At 38.4% G+C, this 21295-nt stretch carries 21 protein-coding genes and 1 other RNA gene; 16 read left to right on the top strand and 6 right to left on the bottom strand.

Annotated elements, in window-relative coordinates; translation table 11 throughout:
• Window positions 1-90 precede the first annotated feature (90 nt).
• The 9 genes from CJ263_RS01050 (at window position 91) to CJ263_RS01090 (ending at window position 10306) form a co-directional block, all read left to right on the top strand.
• Complete coding sequence (locus CJ263_RS01050; protein WP_094999049.1) at window positions 91-1752, top strand: OstA-like protein; 1662 nt, start codon at window positions 91-93, stop codon at window positions 1750-1752.
• Between the two features lie 13 nt (window positions 1753-1765).
• Window positions 1766-2941, top strand: a complete 1176-nt coding sequence (locus CJ263_RS01055) for an aspartate aminotransferase family protein (RefSeq protein WP_094995567.1) — start codon at window positions 1766-1768, stop codon at window positions 2939-2941.
• Window positions 2942-3044: 103 nt separating this feature from the next.
• Window positions 3045-4448 (top strand): tetratricopeptide repeat protein, encoded by a 1404-nt coding sequence (locus CJ263_RS01060; RefSeq protein WP_094995568.1) that lies wholly within the window; start codon window positions 3045-3047, stop codon window positions 4446-4448.
• Window positions 4449-4466: 18 nt separating this feature from the next.
• Window positions 4467-5381 (top strand): DUF368 domain-containing protein, encoded by a 915-nt coding sequence (locus CJ263_RS01065; RefSeq protein ID WP_094995569.1) that lies wholly within the window; start codon window positions 4467-4469, stop codon window positions 5379-5381.
• Window positions 5382-5393: 12 nt separating this feature from the next.
• Complete coding sequence (locus CJ263_RS01070; RefSeq protein WP_094995570.1) at window positions 5394-6413, top strand: DUF368 domain-containing protein; 1020 nt, start codon at window positions 5394-5396, stop codon at window positions 6411-6413.
• The gene (locus CJ263_RS01075) at window positions 6385-7137 is read left to right on the top strand and encodes a shikimate dehydrogenase family protein (protein ID WP_094995571.1); all 753 of its coding nucleotides are present in this window, start codon (window positions 6385-6387) and stop codon (window positions 7135-7137) included. Before CJ263_RS01070 ends, CJ263_RS01075 begins: the two co-directional genes overlap by 29 nt.
• 127 nt (window positions 7138-7264) lie before the next feature.
• Window positions 7265-9262: a DUF349 domain-containing protein gene (locus CJ263_RS01080; RefSeq protein ID WP_094995572.1), complete on the top strand. Its 1998-nt coding sequence runs from the start codon at window positions 7265-7267 to the stop codon at window positions 9260-9262.
• A gap of 82 nt (window positions 9263-9344) precedes the next feature.
• On the top strand, window positions 9345-9869 hold the full coding sequence (locus CJ263_RS01085) for a DUF3124 domain-containing protein (protein WP_094995573.1): 525 nt from the start codon (window positions 9345-9347) through the stop codon (window positions 9867-9869).
• A gap of 92 nt (window positions 9870-9961) precedes the next feature.
• Window positions 9962-10306 (top strand): hypothetical protein, encoded by a 345-nt coding sequence (locus tag CJ263_RS01090; RefSeq protein WP_094995574.1) that lies wholly within the window; start codon window positions 9962-9964, stop codon window positions 10304-10306.
• A 44-nt stretch (window positions 10307-10350) separates the two neighbouring features.
• Here the strand turns inward: CJ263_RS01090 and rny are convergent, their stop codons facing one another.
• The 4 genes from rny to CJ263_RS01110 form a co-directional block, all read right to left on the bottom strand.
• Window positions 10351-11919 (bottom strand): ribonuclease Y, encoded by a 1569-nt coding sequence (gene rny, locus CJ263_RS01095; RefSeq protein WP_094995575.1) that lies wholly within the window; start codon window positions 11917-11919, stop codon window positions 10351-10353.
• Window positions 11920-11965: 46 nt separating this feature from the next.
• Window positions 11966-12075, bottom strand: a non-coding RNA gene (gene ssrS, locus CJ263_RS01100) — 6S RNA.
• Between the two features lie 56 nt (window positions 12076-12131).
• Complete coding sequence (locus CJ263_RS01105; protein WP_094995576.1) at window positions 12132-12428, bottom strand: cell division protein ZapA; 297 nt, start codon at window positions 12426-12428, stop codon at window positions 12132-12134.
• A gap of 11 nt (window positions 12429-12439) precedes the next feature.
• Window positions 12440-12730: a hypothetical protein gene (locus tag CJ263_RS01110; protein WP_094995577.1), complete on the bottom strand. Its 291-nt coding sequence runs from the start codon at window positions 12728-12730 to the stop codon at window positions 12440-12442.
• Between the two features lie 191 nt (window positions 12731-12921).
• Between CJ263_RS01110 and CJ263_RS01115 the strand changes: the two genes are divergently transcribed.
• Genes CJ263_RS01115 through CJ263_RS01125 form a run of 3 tightly spaced genes read left to right on the top strand, consistent with a single transcriptional unit; the run spans window position 12922 to window position 17749 of the window.
• A complete protein-coding gene (locus CJ263_RS01115; RefSeq protein WP_094995578.1) occupies window positions 12922-14619 on the top strand; it encodes a M23 family metallopeptidase in 1698 nt (565 codons plus the stop codon).
• A 5-nt stretch (window positions 14620-14624) separates the two neighbouring features.
• Entirely contained in the window at window positions 14625-17090 is a 2466-nt protein-coding gene (locus CJ263_RS01120) for a TonB-dependent receptor (RefSeq protein WP_188669416.1), read from the top strand.
• An 8-nt stretch (window positions 17091-17098) separates the two neighbouring features.
• Window positions 17099-17749 carry a hypothetical protein gene (locus CJ263_RS01125; RefSeq protein WP_094995579.1) on the top strand — a complete coding sequence of 217 codons (651 nt, stop codon included), beginning with the start codon at window positions 17099-17101 and terminating at the stop codon, window positions 17747-17749.
• A gap of 12 nt (window positions 17750-17761) precedes the next feature.
• On the opposite strand, the gene CJ263_RS01130 is transcribed toward CJ263_RS01125, so the two are convergent.
• Window positions 17762-18910, bottom strand: coding sequence for a cysteine desulfurase family protein (locus CJ263_RS01130; RefSeq protein ID WP_094999051.1), 1149 nt, complete (start codon window positions 18908-18910; stop codon window positions 17762-17764).
• Window positions 18911-19191: 281 nt separating this feature from the next.
• Here CJ263_RS01130 and CJ263_RS01135 point away from each other — a divergent pair, with 281 nt between their 5' ends.
• Window positions 19192-19698 (top strand): hypothetical protein, encoded by a 507-nt coding sequence (locus tag CJ263_RS01135; RefSeq protein WP_094995580.1) that lies wholly within the window; start codon window positions 19192-19194, stop codon window positions 19696-19698.
• A gap of 2 nt (window positions 19699-19700) precedes the next feature.
• On the opposite strand, the gene CJ263_RS01140 is transcribed toward CJ263_RS01135, so the two are convergent.
• A complete protein-coding gene (locus tag CJ263_RS01140) occupies window positions 19701-20243 on the bottom strand; it encodes a Smr/MutS family protein (protein WP_094995581.1) in 543 nt (180 codons plus the stop codon).
• A 104-nt stretch (window positions 20244-20347) separates the two neighbouring features.
• On the opposite strand from CJ263_RS01140, the gene CJ263_RS01145 reads away from it, so the two are divergent.
• The 3 genes from CJ263_RS01145 to CJ263_RS01155 are packed head-to-tail and all read left to right on the top strand — an operon-like array spanning window position 20348 to window position 21269.
• A complete protein-coding gene (locus CJ263_RS01145; protein WP_229702379.1) occupies window positions 20348-20608 on the top strand; it encodes a DUF2752 domain-containing protein in 261 nt (86 codons plus the stop codon).
• Between the two features lie 16 nt (window positions 20609-20624).
• Entirely contained in the window at window positions 20625-20957 is a 333-nt protein-coding gene (locus CJ263_RS01150) for a CCC motif membrane protein (protein ID WP_094995583.1), read from the top strand.
• Window positions 20958-20963: 6 nt separating this feature from the next.
• A complete protein-coding gene (locus CJ263_RS01155) occupies window positions 20964-21269 on the top strand; it encodes a CCC motif membrane protein (protein ID WP_094995584.1) in 306 nt (101 codons plus the stop codon).
• The last annotated feature ends 26 nt before the right edge of the window (window positions 21270-21295 follow it).

Consider the following 21295-nt stretch of genomic DNA (forward strand, 5'->3'; position numbering starts at 1 on the left):
AAGTATGCTAAGGTGGTGTTGACCTATACTAAAAATCCTATTTTTGGAAAAAAATTTGTGTTGCGTTATATCCTATTAGGAACCTTGTCCATGCTCTTAGCCTTTTCCGGTTTCTCCCAAGAAACCGATGAAGAACCCAAACAAATCAATATTGTTTATGGGGCGAATTTCACAAAAAACGAAACTGAATATCCCGGAGCTTCCATTTTCAGTAAAGATGAAAGACAGGTCCAGTTTGAACACCAAGGTGCAGATTTGTGGTGTGACGTGGCTATCTATTTTCAAAAAGAAAATCGTCTCGAGGCCATTGGCAACGTACTTTTAAAACAAGGGGATTCCGTAGAGATGACCGCAAAAAAGATAAACTATCAGGGGGACGACAAACTAGCAAAGGCCTGGGGGGATGTAGTTCTAAAGAACGCACAAATGACCCTAAGAACGGACACCTTACGCTTAGACAGAATCAAACAGGAGGCCTACTATCAGGACAACGGTACCGTAATAGATTCCGCTAATACTTTAACAAGCAAAATAGGTAGGTATTTTATGGAGTTAAAGAAATATCAGTTTTTGGACAGTGTCCATATCGATAATCCGGAGTACATATTGGATTCGGAGCAACTTGATTACTATACAACCTCTAAAAACGCCTATATGTACGGTCCTTCAACCATAGTTGGGGAAACCTATAAAATCTATTGTGAAAGAGGGTTTTACGATACCAAGGTTGAAAGTGGCTACGGTATCAAGAATACGAAAATCAACTACAACAACCGTATCGTGGAAGGCGATAGCGTGTATTTCAACAAGGCCAGGGAATTTGCCTCGGCAACCAATAACATCACCGTTACGGATACCATAAACAAAGGGGTCATCCGGGCACATTATGCAGAAGTCCATAAAGCAAAGGATTCGGTTTTTGCCACAAAAAGAGCGGTCTCGATACTAGTTCAGGAACAGGAACAAGACTCGCTGTATGTACACGGTGATACCTTAATGATTACCGGCAAACCGGAAGAACGGATTACAAGGGCCTTTAGAAATGCCAAGTTCTTTAAAAAGGACCTGAGCGGTAAATGCGATTCCATCCATTCCGAGGAAAAAACAGGTATTACCCAACTCATAAAAAACCCCATTTTATGGAACGGTGCTAACCAAATGACGGGCGACAGTATACATTTAATTTCAAACTTGGAAACGGAAAAGCTCGATTCACTAAAAGTTCTTGAAAACGCCTTCATCATCTCCTTGGACAGTATCAGTAAAAAAGGATATAATCAAGCTAAGGGTATCAATTTGTATGGTCAATTTATCGAAAACGAGTTAAAGATTATCGATCTTGTTCAAAACACCGAAGTAATCTATTACATGTACAATGATGACGATGAACTCATCGGGATAGATAAAACGGTCTGTAGTGCCATCAGAATAACCATGGCCAATAACGATGTGGAGGATCTTACTTTTTTTACCAATCCGGACGGGACTATTTTTACGGAGGCAGAGCTCCCGGAGAACAGTAGAATCCTTAAGGGTTTTATTTGGCGGGGCGATGAACGCATCCTTACCAAGGACGGTATATTTGATGAGGATGATAATAACATTGAATTGGTCACCATTAGGGGTATCGATAATCCAATAGATATCGACGCGGAAGAAGAGGAACGGAGTCAAAATAGCAGTGATCCAGTCAACAATATTCCCAATTCCAAAGCAACGGACCCAAAGGGCAAAAATTCCTCAAAAAAATAATAATCCTGATTAAATGAAGGAGGACTTCCTCAAATATCAAGCACAGACTTCCCTGTACCCACTTGGCATGGAGATTTCGCATGCCAAGGGCAGCTATATCTATGATGTTCAAGGAAATGCCCATTTGGATTTTGTTGCAGGTGTATCGGCCTGTAGTCTGGGGCATTGCCATCCAGATGTCGTAATGGCAATACAAAAGCAAGTGGAGGAATATATGCATGTAATGGTTTACGGGGAATATGCGCAATCTCCTGCCACTGAATACACAAAATTATTGCAACAAAACCTCCCTGCCAATCTTGAAGTGACCTATTTGGTCAATTCGGGAACTGAGGCTATGGAAGGAGCCCTAAAATTGGCACGAAGATATACAGGCAGATCGCAAATTATTTCAGCTCATAATGCCTATCATGGTAACACCATGGGCAGTTTGAGCCTCATGGACTATGAGGAAAGAAAGGCACCTTTTAGACCCTTAATCCCAAATGTGTTCCACATCCGTTTTAACCAAGAGGAGGATATCGCATTGATTACCGAAAAAACTGCCTGTGTGGTTCTTGAAACCATACAAGGAGGGGCCGGTTTTATTTTGCCCGAAAACGACTACTTGAAAAGAATAAGCGAACGATGCAAAGAGGTAGGTGCTTTATTTATCTTAGATGAAATACAACCCGGTTTTGGCAGAACCGGAAAACTTTTTGCTTTTGACCATTTCGATTGTATTCCCGATATTCTAGTTATCGGCAAAGGAATGGCATCTGGAATGCCCGTTGGTGCCTTTATTGCCAGTCGCACCATTATGGACACTTTGAGCAATGGTCCTAAAATGGGCCATATCACCACGTTTGGGGGAAATCCGGTGATTGCGGCCGCTAGCTTAGCAACCCTAAAAGTACTTTTGGAATCCTCATTGATTCCAGATACCCTGGAAAAAGAAAAAGTGTTCAGAAAAGAATTGGCTCACCCTAAAATTAAGGAAATCCGCGGAAAAGGACTTATGCTTGCATTGATCCTGGAAACTCCTGAAATGGTAGATAGACTTGTTCTTGAGGCCAAGGCCAACAACCTCATTCTTTTTTGGTTGCTATTTGAAAAAAGGGCCGTGAGAATATCCCCTCCCCTGACTATTTCAAAAGAGGAAATTCAAAAAGGCTGTGAAATCATCCGTAATATACTGGACGGCCTCTAGCAATAATTTGTTAACTAATTTGTTAATAATATAGCATGCATTCGGTGAGCTTCGCAACCACAAAAGTTTAATTTTAAATACATAGTTTAACCAATAAGTTCCTATGGCGTTAGAATCTAACGAAAAACCTGATAAGCCCATTACCAAGTTTGAATCCATGCTTAAGACTGACGATGTCTATTTTTTTGACGCGGAGGATTTTGAGGACATAGTACACCACTATCTAAACAATGGTAAAATATCCCTGGCGAAAAAAGGTATTAAAATAGGCTTACAACAACATCCCGGTTCCATTGAACTAAAACTTTTGCAGGTGGAGGTCATGGTGTTTGAAAACCACTTGGAAAATGCGGAAAAATTGTTGGATGAATTACAGTTGTTGGATGTGAACAATGAAGAAATCTATATCCAAAGAGCCAACATATTTTCTAAAAAGGACAATCATGAAGCCGCAGTATCACTGTTGCACAAAGCCCTTGAACTAACCTCCGATTCATTTGACATCTATTCCTTATTGGGCATGGAATATCTTTTTATGGACGATTTTAAATTGGCCAAGGAGAGTTTCATGCGCTGTGTTGAGTTTGACAATGAAGATTATTCTTCCCTGTATAATGTTATTTATTGTTTTGAGTTTTTGGAAGATTACGATGGGGCAATCATTTACCTGAACGACTATTTGGACAAGAACCCTTATTGCCAAGTAGCTTGGCACCAATTGGGTAAACAGTATTATGAAAAGCAAATGTACCAAGAAGCCTTAACGGCCTTTGATTTTGCAATTATTTCAGATGATATTTTTATAGGTGCCTATTTTGAAAAGGGTAAGGTTTTGGAGAAATTGGGTAAATATCAAGAGGCCATTGAAAACTATGAAACTACCATCAATATAGAGGACCCTACTTCCCATGCGTTTCTTCGCATTGGAAAATGTTACGAAAAGTTGAAAAACAATGAAATGGCCAAGTACTATTTTTACCAAACGGTACATGAAGATCCCCTATTGGATAAGGGATGGCTTGCCATAACCAACTTTTATTACAATAACAAAAATTATGAAAAGGCTCTTTACTATATCAACAAAGCTTTGAATATAGACGGTGAAAATCCATTGTATTGGAAAAAATGTGCCAATATCAATTATGCGCTGGAGAATTATGACCAAGCCGATTTCGCCTACAAACAAGTAGTGGATTTAGGCAACTATGAATTGGATACGTGGTTAAAGTGGGCCGATGTTGCCCATTTTAACGGAGATACCTTGTCCGCTTTGCAAATTCTTTCCCAAGGAAGGGAATTTTATCCCAATAATTTAAAAATCATCTACAAATCGGTAGGATTCAATTTAATTTTAAAGGATTACATCAATGCCAGGATATGCCTTCTTGATGCCCTAAAATTGGACAAAAAACGAAAACAACTACATATTTTCAACAATCAATTCCCCCAATACAGTAATTCCGAATGGATTAATACTATTTTAGCGAATTACAAAAAAGCTTCTTGACGTTGTACTCCAAGATTTATGGGAAATAGAAATTTTTTAGATTACATATTTGTAACCTTAAAGGGAATTGCCATGGGTGCCGCTGATGTTGTTCCAGGGGTTTCTGGTGGAACCATAGCATTCATATCAGGAATTTACGAAGAACTTATTACCGCTATAAACAACATTAATTTAGGCTTATTAAAGACTTGGAAAACAGCTGGATTTAAAGCCGTGTGGCAAGAAATAAATGGTAATTTTCTAATTGCTCTTTTTACAGGTATCTTCATTAGTCTCTTTTCGCTGGCCACGCTTGTAAGTTGGTTATTGGAAAATGAACCCGTGTTGCTTTGGTCTTTCTTTTTTGGTCTGGTATTGGCTAGTGTATTCTTTGTTGGAAAAGAAATAAAGCGCTGGAATTTGGGAATTGTATTTTCACTTTTGTTGGGAGCGGCAGTCGCTTTCTTTATTACGACACTTCCCCCAAATGAAAACATAGACAGTCTTCCATTTCTTTTTCTATCTGGTGTACTGGCAGTCTGTGCCATGATTTTACCAGGTATTTCCGGTGCATTCATCTTGGTTCTTTTAGGTTCCTACAAAACTATTTTGGATGCAGTGCACGGAAGGGATATAAAGGTTATTATTACGGTGGGTTTAGGCGCTATTTTTGGCCTTTTAAGCTTTGCCAGATTGTTAAAATGGATGTTCACCCATTACAAAAATATTACTCTGGCCATACTAACCGGTTTTATTTTAGGGTCCTTAAATAAAATTTGGCCTTGGAAACGTATTTTAGAAACAAAGGTTTACGGAGATAAAACCGTAATAATAGACACAAATACTTCCCCGTTCAATTATGACGGAGATCCTCAAATATTATATGCCTCAGTAACGGCACTCATAGGTTTTTCCCTTATTTTTATCTTGGAAAAAACAGCTTCCAAAAAGTAAGCGAAGTCCCAAATGAACGATTCTAGAACTTTACTGGACAAACTATTTTTAGTAGTCAAAGGGTTATGCATGGGCGCTGCCAATAAAGTTCCTGGAGTTTCAGGTGGTATAGTTGCCTTTGTGGCCGGATTTTACGAAGAGTTCATCTACTCCCTTCAAAAAGTGAATATAAAGGCGTTTAAGTTGCTCATTAGCGGCAGGTTCAAAAGTTTTTATAGATACATCAACGGACCGTTTCTTACACTGTTGATTTTTGGTATGTTGATAAGCTACTTCAGCGTTTCCAAGGTGCTAGATTACTTTTTAGTAAAAAAAGAATTATATGTTTGGTCCGCCTTTTTTGGTATGATACTGGGTTCGATTTATTATATAGGCAAGGATTTTGGGCATTGGACAAAAAAAACAATACCGGCAGCCCTTATAGGTCTTACCGTAGGAATCGCAATCAGTTTTTTAAGTCCTGCAAAGGAAAACGACAATCTGTTTTTTATTTTCTTTTGCGGAATGATCAGTGTTTCGGGAATGACGCTACCAGGGTTATCTGGCTCATTTATTCTTATTTTACTTGGAAATTATGTACTGCTTTTGGTAGATTCCGTTAATGCCCTTTATGATACTTTTTCAGAAATTATAGTGGGTGATTTTAGCTTTACTTCGAACGCAGAGCGTTTGAGGACCTTGAAAATATTGGCCGTATTCACTTTGGGATCTGCGACGGGCCTAGTGACCTTGTCCCATATTCTCAGTTATGTACTTAAACATTATCATCACATTGCCACGGCCGTAATACTAGGTTTTATTACCGGTTCTTTAGGGGTTGTATGGCCTTGGAAAAAGACCATTTTTAAAGAGGATATAAACGGTAATATTCTTTTCGATTCCAACGGAAAGGAAATTATTAGGAATTACGAGCGCTATCTTCCTGATCTAAATACTTCCGAAACTTGGTGGGCGTTCTTCTTTGTACTTTTTGGGATAAGCATTTTATTACTTTTGGATTGGTATGGAAAAAACAGAAAAAGAGTTGCTTAAGTTTGGCTTGGTAGGTAGAAATATTTCCTATTCCTTTTCTAGAGGGTATTTTGCCAAAAAATTCCAAGAACTTGGCCTTGACAATTGCAGTTACGTAAATTTTGATATTGAATCCATCCATGGATTCAAGAACATTATTTCCAATACGGAAAACCTGAAAGGCCTAAATGTTACTATTCCCTACAAGCAAGAAGTAATTCCATATTTGGATCATTTAGATGACACTGCCAGTCAAATAGGGGCGGTAAACACCATAAAACTTGAGAACGGGAAATTAATCGGCCATAATACAGATGCCTATGGGTTTCAAAAATCCTTGGAACCTTTCCTTAAGAAGCATCATAAGAGGGCATTGATTCTAGGAACCGGAGGTGCTTCAAAAGCTATTGCCCATGTATTGGACACTTTGAACATTACCTATTCCTTTGTTTCCAGAAAACCTCATACAAAAGGTATTACTTATGAAGAACTTACAGAAGATTCAATTGTTAATCACCTCTTGATCATCAATTGCACCCCTTTGGGCACCTTCCCTAAAATTGAGAAAAAACCGGACCTACCCTACCAATATCTGGGAAAGGACCATCTGCTTTTCGATTTAATCTACAATCCAGAAAAGACCTCTTTTTTAAAGATGGGTGAAGAAAAGGGAGCTACCTTAATCAACGGACAAAGAATGTTAGAGCTACAAGCTGAAAAAGCTTGGAAAATCTGGAATTCCTAAAAATAAATAGCACTAATGTTTGGAAAAACCTCAAAATTAGAATCACTTTCACGGTTCTAAAAAGAAATCCCATATACTTTGCAATTATATTGGTTGTTACTATCTTGTAAACACCTAATTTTGGAAGATGTCTGAAGAAAGCGAGAAAAAAATACCCGAAAATAAAGAAGCCGAGGTAAATCCCGAAGTGGTAAAGGTGGAAGATTCCGTTGAAGAGGAACATGATTCACAAGAACTCCCAAAAAATTCCAAAAGCAATGAGGAAGAAGAAAAGGAAGTCGACGTCCTAGATGAAATTGACGAAAGTAATGCCGAGGATGCCGAGGATACCGAAACTCAAAAAAGACACGAAATCCCTTTCTTGGATTACCACTCCATGTCCATGGAGAACCTTGTTGGAGAACTACAACGCCTTGTAAGAAATGAAAAGGTACAGGCTATCAAGAAACATGTTGATAGTATAAGGGATGAGTTTAATCTAAAGTTTCAGGATTTTATTGAACAAAAGAAAGAAGATTTTGTCGCTAATGGAGGAAACGAAATTGATTTCAAATATAACTCGGTCACGAAAAGGCAGTTCAATGAGGTTTATACAGATTATCGGGAAAAAAGAAATCAGCACTATAAAAACCTAGAAAAAAACCATAAAGAAAATCTAGCATACAGACTGGAACTTATTGAGAATCTTAAAGGCTTGGTGAACATAGAGGAAGACATGAACACCACCTACAAGACTTTTAAGGAAATTCAGGAAAAATGGCGAAACGCCGGACCCATTCCTAGGGCGGAATACAACAATGTTTGGCGTACCTATCACCACCACATAGAAATTTTTTACGATTTCCTCCATTTGAATAGGGAGCTAAGGGACTTGGACTTTAAGCACAATTTGGAAGAGAAATTAAAAATTGTGGAACAAGCCGAAGCACTTGCCGTTGAGCCCGATTTGAACCGAGCTTTTAGGGAATTACAGGTGCTCCATAAAATCTGGAAAGAAGAAATAGGCCCCGTTGGAAAAGAACATAGGGAAGAGGTATGGGAACGTTTTAGCAGTGCCACTAAAAAAATACATGAAAGAAGGCAGGAGCATTTCAAGGAATTGGACAAACTAAGCGAACAAAATCTTGAAAGAAAAAATGAGATTATCCAAGAAATTGAAAACCTGTCCAACAATATTGCCAATAACCATAGGGCATTACAGAAACAGATTAAAAAATTAGAGGATTTAAGGGAATTATTTTTTAAAGCAGGTAAAGTTCCACAAAAGGACAATGAAAAGACTTGGAGCGCTTTCAAAAGTGCCGTAAGGTCATTTAATAGAAATAAAAATGCCTTCTATAAAAATCTTAAAAAGGATCAACAGGACAATCTGGACAAGAAAAGGGCCTTATTGGAAATTGCCATTTCCCTAAAGGATAGTGAAGATTTTGACTCCGCCACCAATGAGATGAAGCGCATCCAAAGTGAATGGAAAAAAATTGGTCATGTCCCAAGAAAATACTCTGATAAATTATGGAAGGACTTTAAAGAGGCCTGCAACCATTATTTTGATCGTTTACATGCCTCTAAAAATGACTCCTATAAAGAGGAACTGGATAACTTGAATAAAAAAGAGGATATCATTTCAAGATTGAAGGATTTTAAGCTTAGCGGAAAAAAAGAGGAGGACGTAAAGCAAATTCAAAGGTTTATGGAAGAGTGGAAAGTAATTGGCCATGTTCCGTTCAAGCAAAAAAACATCAATCAGAAATTCAGTAAAATTATCGATGCGCTTTTCAATAAATTAAATATAACTCCACAGGAATCCGAGTTGTTGAAGTATGGAAATAAGATTCAAAAGCTTAAGGAAGAAGATAATCAAGAACGGGCCATTCAACAGGAGCGCAGCTTCATCAAGAAGAAAATAGAGGAAAGCAAAAACGAGATTAGGCAATTGGAGAATAACCTTCAATTTTTCTCAGGTGATTCTGAAAACAATCCTTTGGTACAAGATGTTATAAGCAGGGTCGAAAAGCACAAAGAGGCTTTGGACTCTTGGAAAACAAAGCTTAAAAAACTTAATATCCTTAGGAATAATCTAGAGAAGGAAACCCTAGAAGAAACCGATAACAACGAAGAGGAATAATTTGCTTATAGCGCTTTTAGTTTTCGATATTCAAGAATCTTTTTTGTTTTTGTAACGGTCATTTTTCCTTAAATGAAAGAATATGAAAAACCTTATTTCCTATTGCGTAGTTCTTTCTCTTTGCATATCTGCAATAAGTTGTAATTCCAATAAGACAAAATACGAGGAACCAATATCCAAAATAGATTGGAGCCATAAGGAAATTAATCTAAATCAAAAGGATTCCTTAATCGCTGGCACTTCATACTTGTCCGTTTATTCCCAGATTTATAGCTATACCGAGCATACGTCCATAGATTTAACAGCAACGGTTAGTATGAGAAACCCAAATATGGATATCCAAGCCTATTTGCTAAAGGCCAATTACTTTGATACCGAAGGCAATCAAATACATTCTTACATAGATAATCCTATAGCACTTTCACCCATGGAAACCTTAGAAATAGTTATTGCCGAGTTTGACAAAAAAGGAGGTACAGGAGGCAATTTCATTTTTGAATGGGCAATTGAACCTGATAGTGTCGAACCTATTTTTGAATCGGTTATGATTTCAACATATGGCCAGCAAGGGCTATCATTTACCACCCAAGGACATCGAATAAAGTAATCTGTATAAGATACATTGCAATGCCAGTTTACTATAAACTGTAAAATATTAATTGACCGTTCAAAGGTTTTTCATATCGCGTAATTACCACTATGTTTAGTTCCTATCTTTTCATTTTAAACGTACTGGCACTTCTAACATTTTCAGAATTTACATCACTGGAACCTGTACAACGAATAAGTTCGCAGAATACCGTTTCCGAACAAGATTCCTTTAAAAAGAATGCTTTTAATGTTCTGGAAAAAAAATGTAATGTATGCCATGTATCTAAAAAAAGGGTTCAAAATTTTACCCTTCAGAATATGGATAGCCTCTCTAAAGAAATCAACAAACAGGTGTTTGTAAAAAAGAAAATGCCAAAGGGCAATAAAATAGCCCTATCAGTAGAGGATATAGAAACCTTAAAACTATGGCTTAGGAACTTGGATAAAAAATAAGAGGGAGCTGAAAGGCTCCCTCTTATTTTAATATTTCATGCTTATTACTTGGCTACATTAACTGCTCTGGTTTCCCTAATTACAGTAACCTTTACTTGCCCAGGATAGGTCATATCCGTTTGTATTTTTTGGGAAATCTCAAATGAAAGTTGTGCAGCCTTTTCATCACTTACCTTTTCACTTTCCACAATTACTCTTAGCTCCCTACCGGCCTGTATGGCATATGCTTTTTGCACGCCTCCAAAACCAAAGGCAATTTCTTCTAAATCCTTAAGTCGTTGGATATAGGAATCCAAAACCTGTCTCCTTGCCCCAGGACGTGCACCACTGATCGCATCACAAACCTGTACAATAGGTGAAATGAGTGTTTTCATTTCAACCTCGTCGTGGTGGGCCCCAATGGCATTGCATACCTCTGGTTTCTCTCCGTATTTCTCCGCCCACTGCATACCTAAAATTGCATGCGGAGTTTCTACCTCAGCTTCCGTGTTGGGTACTTTTCCTATATCATGTAACAGTCCGGCCCTTTTAGCAATTTTTGGGTTAAGACCCAATTCCGAAGCCATGACACCGCAGAGCTTGGCAACTTCACGGGAATGCTGCAATAGGTTCTGACCATAAGACGAGCGATATTTCATTCTTCCAACGGCCTTTATCAATTCTGGATGTAGTCCATGAATTCCCAGATCTATTACCGTCCGTTTCCCGATTTCCACGATTTCCGCCTCAATTTGCTTTTCGGTCTTTTTAACGACTTCCTCTATTCTTGCCGGGTGTATTCTACCGTCCGTCACCAACTTGTGGAGCGATAATCTAGCCACTTCCCTTCTAACGGAATCAAAGCATGACAATATGATGGCCTCTGGCGTATCATCTACAATAATTTCTACACCAGTAGCAGATTCCAAGGCCCTTATGTTTCTTCCTTCCCTACCTATGATTCTACCTTTAACGTCATCGGATTCTATATTGAAAACCGAAACACAGTTTTCAACAGCTTCTTCCGTACCTATTCTTTGAATGGTATTGATTACTATTTTCCTAGCTTCCTGCTGGGCAGTAAGCTTTGCTTCTTCCAAAGTAGTCTGGATATAGCCCATGGCATCCGTCTTGGCGGTATCCCGAAGACTTTCAATCAACTGACTTTTTGCCTCCTCCGCCGATAATCCGGAAATAACTTCCAATTGCTGAACCTGACTTTTATGAAGCTTATCGACTTCTGCCTGTTTCTTTTCAAAGAACTCTTGCTTATGCTCAACCTCCTTGATCTTGTTCTCCAGTTGGGAATTCAATTGTTTGTTTCTTGCCAGCTCACTACTCACTTGGGATTCCTTATCCCTTGTTCGCTTTTCCGCTTCATTGATTTTCTTGTCCTTTCCTATTATTACTTTTTCATGTTCTGCCTTTAACTCCAGGAACTTTTCTTTTGCCTGTAGAATCTTATCTTTCTTTATGTTCTCACCTTCAACCTTGGCCTCCTTTAAAATTTGGGCCGCATCCTTCTTCGCATTTGCTATTGTTTTGGAGGCCTTGCCTTTCTCCATAAACTTGGCAATGCCAAAACCAATGGCCAAACCCACAATACCCGCTATTATAATCATTGTACTATCCATAGTTTTATATATTTAAAAAAAAGCCCACATTGGAGAAGTTTTGTACAAACTCCGATAAACAGGTTTAGGGCTAACAGGCTGATCAAGGATCCTTATACTAGTAAGGCATGCTTTTACAACCTAAACTCACCCTTTTTAACTTAATTAATGTTGAGTTCGTCAAAAGGTATTACCAATGTGGGCAGTAACTTAATGTATTTAAAAGAACGTATTTATTTTGAGGCAAGCTGTAGGTTCACCAATTCCGTTAGGGCCTTTAAACGCTCCTCCGCTTCCAAGGTGCCATTTGTCCTTTCTATGCCTTTCTGTTCTATTTTGGAGGCAAACTGCAAGGCACACATGGCCAATACATCCTGCTTGTCCCGAACGGCATAGTTCTGCTCAAATTTTTTGGCCAACTGTTCAATATTTTTGGCTGCTTTTCGCAATCCCTCTTCTTGACTAGGGTCTATTGTCAATGGGTAGACCCTATCAGCGATCGAGAGCTTTATTTTGAGCTTTTCAGACATGGTATTCTACATTATTCCGAAAGTTGTGCTATGCAATAGTCCAACTCTCTTATCAATGTATTTATTTTAAGCTTAGCTTCTGTTTTATTCGTATTACTGCCAAGCATTGAATTTGCAAGTTTGAGCGAATTATATTTTTCCTCCCATTCAGAAACGGTTCTCCGTGTACTTTCATGATTGGATTTTATTTGATTTAATTCATTCTCCAACGTCTTATTAGCCTTGTTAAGAACTTCCATTCTATGGAGTAACTTGCTAATTTTATTCTCTAAGGAATCAACGATTTGAATTAATTCGCTCATACAAAAATTCGATGCGATTTACACAAAGTTAACATTCGTTTATAGACTTAGCAATACTTTTAATAAATATTCTTTTACCATCCTAAAAACATGTGTAAACATAGGTGTTAAGGTAATTCACATATTTTTGGCAACCTTGGCTTTCATGAATTGAAGCCTATTATTTATTTTCGTATTAACTTAACGCCCCTATGAAGAGATTTAACCTAGCGATTATATCCATTTTGTTATTTTCGATTTTGATTCATGGCCAGGAGAGCTATCCTCAGGATGCCTTTAGATCACCTTTGGACATTCCTCTTATTTTGGCCGGTACATTTGGGGAATTGCGCTCCAATCATTTTCATGCAGGAATAGACATAAAGACACAACAACGGGAAGGCCTACCGGTATATGGAGTTGCGGACGGCACCATAACAAGAATAAAAGTATCACTTTGGGGCTACGGCAAGGTGCTTTATATAGCGCATCCCAATGGTTATACATCGGTATATGCTCATCTACAAAAATTCTCTCCAAAAATAGAAGAATATGTAAAAAAGCTTCAGTATGATAAAAAATCCTATGAAGTAGAAGCTTTTCCCAATTTTGGGGAATTAAAAATCGAAAAGGATGAGCTTATAGCCTATACTGGAAATACTGGAGGTTCGGCAGGCCCTCACCTTCATTTTGAGATACGCAGCAGTATATCCGAAAAACCGACAAATCCCTTATTATACGGTATCGATGTTCCAGATGCCACCAATCCGACACTAGAAAAACTTTTTGTCTACCCACTTACTGAAAACTCCCAAGTAAACCAAAGCGGTGACAAGATTCAGGTAAACTTTAGTCGGCAACCAGACGGTACCTATCTGGCCAATACGGTTCATGCCTTGGGAAAAATTGGGATAGGATATGTAGGTTTCGATAGACTGGACATGGCCGCTAACAAAAATGGGGTCTATGCGGTATCGCTTTCTGTAAATGGGAAGGTCTATTGCTCCTATGATTTTGAATCCTTCTCTTTCGGGGAAACAAGATATATCAATACTCTGATAGATTACGATTACTACGGACGTTATAGGGATAGAATCCAAAAATTATTCAAATCCCCTGGAAATTATCTTAGCATTTACAATGAACTTTATAACAACGGTATTATAGAAGTTCGTGAAGGGTTAAGCTACAACCTTCAATTGTTGATTTCTGACCTAAAGGGAAATAAAGTGACGTTGAATATTCCCGTGGAAGGAAAAAATGAAGAGGTCAAAATTAAAAAAGAGGACGACAAAACGGATTATTATATCGTCGCCAAAAAACCGAATAACTTTGACTTAGGCGGAGCTAAGGTTTTTTTTCCAGAAAATACCTTTTACGAGGACTTTTATATGAATTTGAAAAAGGGTATGGACACCGTGACCATTCATAGGAACACCGTTCCGGCACACCGCAATTTTACTATCACTTTTGATGTAGATAAATATTCGGAAGAAGAAAAAAAACAAATGTTTATTGCCAGGTTGGATGAAAGGCTCAACCCTAGCCATTTAAACACCTACAAAAGAGGAAATACCTTCACGGCCAGGACAAGGAACCTTGGTACTTACACCTTAGCGAAGGATACCATACCACCGGCCATAAGAACTAAAAACTTCAAGGAAAAACAATGGTTGAACAATTACAGATATCTTAGTGTACACATTTCAGATGACCTCACCGGAGTCAATACATACTCAGCTACCCTTAATGGCGAATGGATCTTAATGGAGTATGAGCCCAAAACAAATACGCTTACCTATAATTTTGACGATAAGATTTTGGATAAAAAGCAATGTGTCCTTGAAGTTACCGTTACTGATAATGTGGGGAATAAAAGTACCTTGTCCACACCTTTTTATAGAAACTAAAGTCTTTGAAGCTTAGGAACATCATTTTCGTCCCAATACTGCTTTTTTGCATTATTGGGGCTGCCCAAACTGCCTCCATAACAGGAATTGTGTTGGATGGGGAAAATAATCCCCTGCCCAATACTGAAATTAGCTCTGGCACAACAAGGACCTTTTCGGATGATACGGGTTTCTATCTAATGGAACTGGTTTCCGATGTTGAAACGACCATCATTTTTTCGCATATAGGCTATCAAAAGGTGATTCTGGAAAATTTACTACTGAACACAAACGAAACCTTAGAATTCAACCCTGTTTTAAAATCCAATGCACTTCAGGTAGATGAAGTTACCATCACGGCCAATGGAAATAGAAAGCCAATGGAAGTCCTGTCCATTTCCCCGGAAAAAATTCGAAAAATACCGGGAGCCAATGCCGGTGTCGAGAACATTCTAAAGCTTTTACCTGGTGTGACGTCAAACAACGAATTGAGCACACAATATTCAGTGCGTGGTGGAAATTATGACGAGAATTTGGTCTATATCAATGAAATTGAAGTGTACAGACCGTTTCTTATTCGTTCCGCCCAGCAAGAAGGACTCAGTTTTGTAAACAGTGATCTGGTACAGGATGTTATGTTTTCCCCAGGCGGATTTCAAGCCAAGTACGGGGACAAACTTTCTTCCGTATTGGATATAACCTATAAAATTCCTACTAGTAAGAGTATAAAAGGAGATTTTAGTTTCTTGGGTGCGAATATCTCCATGGATACGCGATCCAAAAACAAGAAATTGAGTTCCACATCAGGTTTTCGCTATCGGAATAATTCGCTTTTACTGAACAGCCTTCAAACCCAGGGTAGCTTAAAGCCCTCCTTTACAGATTTTCAAAGTTATGTCACATATCAGGTTACCAATAAATTCAGTCTCAATTTCTTGGGAAACCTTTCCATTAACAATTATAAAAATGAACCGGGACGAAGACAGACCAATTTTGGAACAATAGCAGACCCTAGGGCATTGACCATTTTCTATGAAGGAAAGGAAAACAATCGTTTTGCTACCGAATTGGGCGCTCTCAAGGCAAACTATTTTGTAAACGAAAATACCACCCTAAAACTAATTTCATCCCTATATCACACCACTGAGGAAGAATATTCGGATATAATAGCAAGTTATGCACTTGGTGAAGTGGATAGCGACTTGGCGAGTGCAAACTTTGGGCAGTCAACTAATAATAGGGGCGTCGGGTCTCAATTCAATAGGGCACGAAATGATTTGGATGCGCTTATTTTTAATTTGACGCACAAGGGAACCCATCAAAAAGACAAAACCTTATGGGAATGGGGAATAAAGTACACGCATGAGGATATTAGGGACCAATTAAGGGAATCAGAATTTATAGACTCCGTAGGGTTTTCCATTAGGCCTCCCAGAACTCCTTTTACCAATAACCAACCAGAAGAACCTTTTGTGGCCCCCTTGGAAGCTTATCAGAGTATTAACGCTTTAAATTTTGTAAAAACAAATCGGTTTTCAGCTTTTTTACAAATGGGGACACGAACAGAATGGAAATCCAATTTACTCTACTACAATCTGGGAATAAGGGCCCAACATTGGACGGTTAGCGGTCAGAATGTAGAGAAGATATCACAAACAATCATAAGTCCCAGGGCACAATTTGCCATTAAACCCAAATGGAAAAGGGACATGTTGTTTAAAATTGCCACGGGTTTATACCAACAACCCCCTTTTTACAGGGAGTTGAGGGATAGCACCGGAACCATTAATCCCCGTGTCGATGCTCAAAAATCCTTTCATATTGTGGCCGGAAACGAATATAGTTTCTTACTTTGGGATCGTCCATTTTCCTTAACAAGCGAAGGGTATTATAAAAAACTGACACAGGTAAATCCCTATACTTTGGAAGATGTACGTATTAGATACGGCGCCAATAATAATGCCGAAGCTTATGTATACGGAGCCGAATTTAGATTAAACGGGGCATTTGTCCCTGGTACCGAATCTTGGGTAAGTTTGGGCTATATGGAAACGAAAGAAAACAGGGATAACCGAGGCTATATTTCCAGACCGACCGATCAAAGGTTAAAATTGGGTATTCTGTTCCAGGACTACATTCCCAATATTCCTGATTTAAAGATGTATTTAAACCTGGTTTACAGCACAGGCGTACCAGGAGGCTCACCAAGTTATGCCGACCCCTATATTTTTCAGAATAGATTAAGAGATTATAAACGTGCCGATTTAGGAATTTCCTATATTTTTGCAGATAAGAATAAGACTTTTGACCCAAATCATTGGTTACATTCTTTTAAGGAACTTAGTGTTGGTTTTGAAATTTTTAATTTGTTCAACAATCAAAATTCTATAACCAATACATGGGTGAGGGACGTAGACAGCAAGAATGAATATGCCGTTCCCAATTATCTCACCTCCAGGGTTCTTAATTTAAGATTACAAATGAGATTGTAATAAAGAAAATGCAAAAATTCATCCTTTACCTTTTCCTTCTTGGGGCCATTGCCTTAAATGCCCAAAAAAATATTTACGAAAACCCTCATTTCGATGAATTGAGCGATGATCATAGGGTATTGGCCATTCTGCCTTTTTTGACCAATTTGGACTTAAAGGATAATGCTTCTGAAGGGGACATACAATCCTTGGAGGAAAAAGAAGGTTACGCAGTTCAGGATGCCTTTGAAACCTATTTCTCAAAAAGAAAGAAAAAAAAGAAATTCCCGGTCAACTTTCAAAATATTAAGGATACCAAGGCCATCCTTGCCCAAAATAAAATTGATTATAATAATATAGACGTTTACACCACAAAACAATTAAGTGAAATTTTAGGAGTGGACGGCATTATTAGTGGAACCTTGGACTTAAATGTCCTATTGTCCAAAGGAGTTTCTACGGATTTTGATATAACCGATTATTTTTCAGGGGATGCAAATTATGGAAGAATCGGTGTAAAGATAAGTGACGGGGATACCGGCAAACTTCTTTGGAAGTATGAAAAGGAAATCAATAAAAAAACAGGCAAGAACACAGATGACCTTATAGACAGGATGATGAGACTTGCCATACGGAAGTTCCCGTACGAAAGAGAACGCAAAAAAGACAGAAAGGACTAGACGTAATAAATTTTATTGGCACGCAAATTCCTTAAGTACTTCAATAGTGTAATCAATTTCCTCCTTTGTATTATATTTTGAAAATGAAAACCGCAATGATGGTTTTTTAAGGTCTTTATCGCCAAGAATTTCGTTGAGTACGTGGGAACCTGCATCACTACCGGATTGACAAGCACTTCCCTTTGAACAAGCAATCCCCTTTATGTCCAAGTGGAAAAGGAGCATCAACCCTTTTTCCGGAGTTACGGGTAGACATACATTGGCCAAGGTGTAGGTACTTTTATCCAAGCTTCCGGAAAGGCCATTGAACTTGGCCTCAGGTATCTCCTTTTTTAGCTTTTCCACAAAATATCCCTTTAAATCTTTTACATATCCCTGCTCCTTTTCAAGATTGTCGTAGGCCAACACAAAGGCTTCCTCCAAGCCAACAATATTGTGAAAGGATTCGGTACCGGCCCTAAAACCTCGTTCTTGGGAACCACCCGAAATCATACATTTAAGTCCGGAGTTTCTTCGAATGAAAGCAAAGCCAATTCCCTTGGGACCATGAAACTTATGTGCGGCAGCGGCCAGAAAATCAACCGGAACTTCCTTTACGTCCCATGGATAATGTCCAATGGATTGTACAGAATCCGAATGAAATAAGGCCCCATGTTCCTTACAGACTTTGGACACCGAGGAAATATCCAATAAGTTTCCTATTTCATTGTTCACATGCATAAGGCTCACCAATTTCTTGGTGGAATCCTTTTGAAGCAATTGTTTGAGATGTTCCAAATCTGGGTTCCCTGCTTCATCCAGATTTACATATGCCAAATGAATAAGTCCAGATTCTTCCATTTCCTCTACCGTATGTAACACCGCATGGTGTTCAATCTTGGATGTTATAATGGTTTCAACGCCCAAATCCCTTACAGCACCCCTCAAGATCATGTTATCCGCCTCCGTACCTCCAGAAGTAAAGATTATCTCAGACGGATGCGCATTAAGATATTTCGCTATAGTTTTTCTAGCACTTTCAATAGCCGTTTTGGCCGTTCTTCCAAAACTGTGCGTAGAAGAAGGATTGCCGTAATGATTGGCCAATGCCTCCTGCATTTTAGAAATTACCTCATCCCGTACCCTTGTGGTAGCGGCATTATCAAGATAAACATGTTTCATGGGCCTTACAGTATTTTTGAAACCCCAAAAATAATTGAAATAAAGCAAACCACCTTAGAGATAGATCATGATATCTCAAAGCCTGCGTAAACCTATCATTGCAGTATCCAAGTACTTTAATTCCTGTACACGATTTTATTTTATACCTAAGAGGTCATAAAACCTTTGAATCATATCCGATAAATTCCGTTAAATTTGGCATCAGTAATTTGCTTTGGTAACTCGTGAACCCACCAAAATTTCCTAAGCTCAATTACTTCGTAACTGTAAAATCTAAATAGATGAAAAGATATATAGCCTGTGCCCTTTGCATAATCTTCCTTTCCTGCGATGACGGAAATTTGGAAATTGAAACACTGGATTTTGATAGCATTACCGCTGTCCAAAATTGTGGCGGGGTCTCCGTTACCACATCCAATATACTATTCAAAATCAATGGGGATGAAGCCTTAATTCTAGAACTACCCGCTGAATCCATTAAAAATGAGGTAACAACGGAGGATATTGCTATTAACGTAAACGAATCCGGGTCGGTTATCTATAGAATATTTTCCGGTACGGTTTCCTCGAATTATTTCTGTGCTGATGTTCCCCCTATAGAACCTGTGGTTACGAAGGAAATTACCGCCCAAGATGGAATAATTTATATTACCACTACCACACAAGATGCAGTAACGTATCAACATACGATACGTTTAAGCGGTATTTCTTTGGTCACGGAAAATGAAAGTAGAATAACGGATTTACGGATTAACGAATTTGGTACGGTTACTACAACAACTCCCTAACTTTAATAATTCTGATATATGTAAACCTCCGTGGCGCCCAGTCCGTATTTTTGATAATCTGCATCATAGTAATTTACATTATCATACTTCCGGAAAAGGGAATATAGCTCTTCCCGCAAAATTCCTTCACCAACTCCATGTATGAAAACCACTTTTTGAATTCGCTTTCCTATTGCAAAATCCAATTGCCTTTTTGCCGTTTCCAATTGCAGGTTGAGCATATCAAAATTGCTTAGTGATTTGGGGTTCTTGACCAATTGGTTAATATGCAGGTCCACCTCCAATTTTGGAAGATTTCTCTCTTTAGGTTTTACTGCCTTTCTATTCTTTCTTTTGGGTATTTCCTTTTCCTTTTTTACTAGGGCCACTTCATAATTGCTCACATGGATATCCCCGGCCGTTTTAACCAGTTCATTCTTTTGGAATTGCATCGGAAATCCATCATCAGTAACTATCGTAATCTCTGTCCCCTCTATTTGAGACACCTTACCTTTGATCACATCGTCCATAGTCTCTACCCTATCCCCTATTTTAAAATGAGCCATAATTTTGTTTTGATTACCCAAAAATAATGGTAATTTTCAGCTTGTGAATTATTAGCACCATGCAAGTATCGGCCCTTTTGTATTTTATAAATGTTGAAAAGTTCATGCTTCCCTGTTTTTCCAAGCAAATTTTTGGCTTTGACTGTCCTGGATGTGGACTTCAACGATCAGTCCTTTTTTTAATTAAAGGAGAATTTGTGGAAGCCTTTAACATGTATCCGGCCATCTACCCGATGATTCTGCTTTTTTGTTTTTTATTGTTTGGAAAGACGATAAAAACAAAATATTCAAATAATATAACCAACATGTTAATGTTGACTACCGTAGCCTTCATTTTGATCAATTATACACTTAAATTTATATAACCAAACCTTTTAAATTATGGAACAACAAAAATTACCCAATGTTACTATAGTTATCGTATTATCGATTATAGGATTCGTATGCTGCTGTTTTGCAGGTTTACCTGGAGTCCTTTTTGGAGGAATAGCTTTATTTCTTGCTCTAAAGGATGAAAAACTATACAAACAGAATCCAGAAAACTATTCTAACTATAGCACATTAAAAACCGCAAAGACTATTTCTATAGTAGTGCTTGCTCTAGGCGTGCTTTATTTGCTATGGTCAATCTATTCCATTATGTCCATGGGTGGCTGGGATGCCTATATGGAACAATCCAGGGAAATGATGGAACAATGGGGAATTGAGGAATAATTGGATATGAGTACACAACCACTACCAGGCGCCAGTAACGCCCTTACCTTTGGCATTTTGTCCATTGTTTTAACGATTTTCTGCTGCGGTCCCTTTGGAGCCATCTTTAGCTTCATTGGATTGAGCAATGCCAAGAAAGCGGAAAACATATTTCAATCCGACACGGAAAGCAGCTATAGCGGCTACGAAAATGCCAAAACCGGTAGAATCCTATCCTACATCGGATTGGGATTGGCACTGGTCTACCTGATATTTACCATCATTTATTTCGGGGCCATCGTAGCTATTATTATGTCCTCAGGTAATTTCTAGAAGTAGGGCCAAAACTATATAAAAAA

It is taken from the genome of Maribacter cobaltidurans, assembly GCF_002269385.1.
GTDB lineage: Bacteria > Bacteroidota > Bacteroidia > Flavobacteriales > Flavobacteriaceae > Maribacter > Maribacter cobaltidurans.